At 37.6% G+C, this 3,378-nt stretch carries 3 protein-coding genes; all 3 read left to right on the top strand.

Features of this window, described 5'->3' with window-relative positions:
• The first annotated feature begins 53 nt into the window (after positions 1–53).
• The 3 genes from G493_RS0122355 (at position 54) to G493_RS0122345 (ending at position 2,884) form a co-directional block, all read left to right on the top strand.
• The gene (locus tag G493_RS0122355; protein ID WP_028582150.1) at positions 54–653 is read left to right on the top strand and encodes a tlde1 domain-containing protein; all 600 of its coding nucleotides are present in this window, start codon (positions 54–56) and stop codon (positions 651–653) included.
• A 4-nt stretch (positions 654–657) separates the two neighbouring features.
• Entirely contained in the window at positions 658–1,146 is a 489-nt protein-coding gene (locus G493_RS33610; RefSeq protein ID WP_153306639.1) for a hypothetical protein, read from the top strand.
• Between the two features lie 1,279 nt (positions 1,147–2,425).
• Positions 2,426–2,884, top strand: a complete 459-nt coding sequence (locus tag G493_RS0122345) for a hypothetical protein (protein WP_028582148.1) — start codon at positions 2,426–2,428, stop codon at positions 2,882–2,884.
• Positions 2,885–3,378 lie beyond the last annotated feature (494 nt).

Here is a 3,378-nt window from a genome sequence, read left to right as displayed (position 1 = left end):
TCAAGCGATAATATTACCTAGTCGGTTGAAATTATTATGCAATTCAAGAAAAGATGGGCCCAGAAGGTTGTGCCATAAATATCGGATGCACCCCTGCTGATCCTATTGGGTTGGATGGAGGGATTAATTTATATGCTTATGTTGAAGATGATCCGGTTAATTGGATTGATTCTAATGGGCTACTAGTCAGCGGTGTTTTAGATACAAAAAATAACACACTTACTCTAACTGACGATGATACAAAGGAACAAATTGTTGTTGAGGCCTTTTCAGGAGGACATTCAACCGCAGACGGAATTGTTTCTCCCGGAGTTGGACGTGAAAAAACTATACCTCAAGGAGACTATTTTATTGTAGATAATCCGCATCCTATTGAAGGTCATGAAGATTGGTTTGGTGTAATTAAAGATGATGAGTGTGTAGATGACTATGATCAAGATTCTGGAAGAGGCGGTTTTCGCCTTCACCTAGGACAAACAAGCTGGGGCTGTATAACCATCAATCTACACCAAACAAACGCATTAAAGAAGTGGCAACAAATACAAGAAATGATTAAAAATACAAAAACCAATGAAGTGGACTTTAGAAAAGGGCCACATTTCTGGAACCGCACAGAAATGATCTCTTCTTATGGATCTATTACTGTTAAATAATTAATTGACAATTATAATATTAAAAATATTCAGAGCATCATTAATAGCATTTTTGTTATTAATAATTAGCTATATAGTCTTTCTGGCTTTCTTGGTTAGAGACCTACCAAACAGCGTTAAACTTCCAGTCGGATTAGTTTTAAATTCATATTATTTAAGCCGTGTTACAGGTGACTACTGGGAAGATAGCTTGATTAAACAATATAATAATATTAAAGAGTTGCCAAGCAGGATAAGAATTGTCTTTTTTCAAAAAATACTAATAACTACTTGTGACATTGACACGTCAAGAGCGTTAATTTTTGTAGAATTATTAGGTAAAGATGCCAGTGAATTAAGACGGTCTTTAATCAAGTTAAAAAGTACGCATGATTTTTCATTATTGAATAATTTACAGAAAAAGATAGTAATTGATTGGATAGAAGATTTGAATATTGTTGAATCTCTTAATCACCAATCATCCGGTGGTAGTTTTGACAAAATGGTGGAATAGGGAACGGGGTCAGATCTTTGCTAAGAAAAAAGGGGTCAAAAAAAAAAGGGGTCAGAGTAAAAAATAAATGTTGTCTTACCGCCGCAGAGTTGAAAAAACGATAAGAAAACATAAAGACAGAAAAAAGAAGATATAACATAAAGAGTAGCTGATTGCACAATTAGCTCTCGTTTCACCTGCAGACGTGCTGGTCCATGTTGTTTAGCCCAAGTTTTTGACAATTATTCTCAAAGTTTCCCCTGATGAAAGTCTTTCGTTGCGCTAAAAAAATAAATCGTCAGAATTTCAGCCGTATAAAAATTCACCGTCGCTTGTAGTGCCATAAAAAATTGTGAAAAAAGGGGTCAGGGTAAAAAATGCTGGCTTGCAGCCGCAGAGTTTAACAAACGAAAAGAGGAAATAAAGACAGAAAAAGAAAATATCACATAAGGAGCAGCTGATGACAGGATTAGCTCGCTTTCACATGCAGGAGTGCCGGTCCATGGTGTTCAGCTAGGCAATAATCTTTAAGAGCTTATTTCCAACATGTAATGCCCAATACTTCCGCTTTCCCGCATCTGATTTGTTGCAATGAACTCTGGTAGGGTGCGCCGTGCGCACCATGAAATTGTAATCAGGGGGGCTCGCCAAAAGAGCCTGGCCAGCTAAATTCCAAGATGCCTCATTTTTTATCGTTGTGCCGCAAGGGGAATTCAGTGATCAAATCTTTTAGTATTGCTAACTCGCTATAAGTTGGTATTTTTCAGCGGGTTAGTTCTTGGCTTGCTGTGAAAAAGCATCCTGTCATTGCTGTTTCACCTGTACAACCCTGAGTTCCAGGTTTTCCCTGAAAGCTTTAAACCGCAGGGTACGTTTACGTACTGTTTGTAGAAATATATTGGCAGCATTCTCTTTAGGACCACGGAAAAAAATAAATTATCCAATCTTACTTGTCTCTCAACTCGGCAGCGTTGTCGCGTCAAGGGCTCAATACGGCCACTATGGAACCCTTGACGCAACGAGGTTGCCAAACCGATATTCTACGCAATTTTTTAATATTTATTATTTTCCGCGACCCTTAATTCGTCATGATAAGGTCATTGATGATTACGCTGATGGCGTGCCAGGTAATTATGATTCGAGTGAAACGATGGGGCATATCAGGTTCCATTTTGGATATGCCAGCCTCGTATGTGTCACTGTGCCTGGTAAGTTCTAACGATGTTGGACACGCGAGTTGAAGGCGGTGAACTATTACGATCATTGTGATGATGTTGAAAACTTCTTCCCGGTATATAAAATGAAAATAATAATTAATGTGTTGCTGTTTTTTATTATATGTAATCCAAGTATATCCCATTGTTATGATGGTTTATCGTTGGAAGAATGTATAGGTAGGCTTGTAGTTCTCCATGACGAAAATTTCAGTTATCAGAAAGATGATAATCCGTTTGGTTCCGCAATATTGTATGATGATATGGTTGATTTATACATAAATCATGTCAAGAAAATGCCAGAATATGACCGGGTCGCATTTTTTTGGTTCGCTATGTGGCATTTAGACTTTGATGGCCATTATATGGAGTTATTTCAAGAGTTAGTGTATGAAGATTGTGGCGATGTTTTCATGAACAAGCTTGAAAAGTATATTGAAAAAGAAAAACAATTACAGAGAAGCAAAAGTCGTCTGTATCTTTCAGAAAAAGTTCTTGCTGGCTTGATCATAACTGAAAAAAATCACAGAAAATTATATCAATGAGATGTAGTTGTTTTCACTCTGGCCTTCATTTTATATTTTTTTATTCATTATCGGTAACCGGTCTCAGGTGTTTCAGCGTTAGCATAGGGACGTGGAAAATTATAACTATTCAAAAATTGCGCAGGATATCGGCTCATTCTCGTGAATGTTTCAATGGTTCCATACTGGTTGTATTGATCCATTGAAACAGTTATGAGAATGAGTGAGAGACCAACAAGATTGGATAATTTATTTTTTTCGCGTCCCTTAAGGAGGTCACAGAAGTATGACGCAACCATACCGAATAGTAGTCGGCTTTTGGCGTCGCTTTTTTGCCGATTTTTTTGATGCTATTATTTTAGGAATCCCTGGTTTTGCTCTCGGATACCTGTTCCGGTACACTTTCAGTTCCATGGGAATGGGGAGCATTACGCGTTTGTCCAATAACGGTTACGTTCAAATATGAATCATGATAGCGTTATCTCCATTAAGGAGGTAACGCATGGAATCACTGA

The sequence above is a fragment of the Desulfogranum japonicum DSM 18378 genome, assembly GCF_000429945.1.
Taxonomy (GTDB): Bacteria; Desulfobacterota; Desulfobulbia; order Desulfobulbales; family Desulfobulbaceae; genus Desulfogranum; species Desulfogranum japonicum.
Note: the sequence above shows the minus strand (reverse complement) of the source record. Positions and strands in the feature narration are given on the sequence as shown.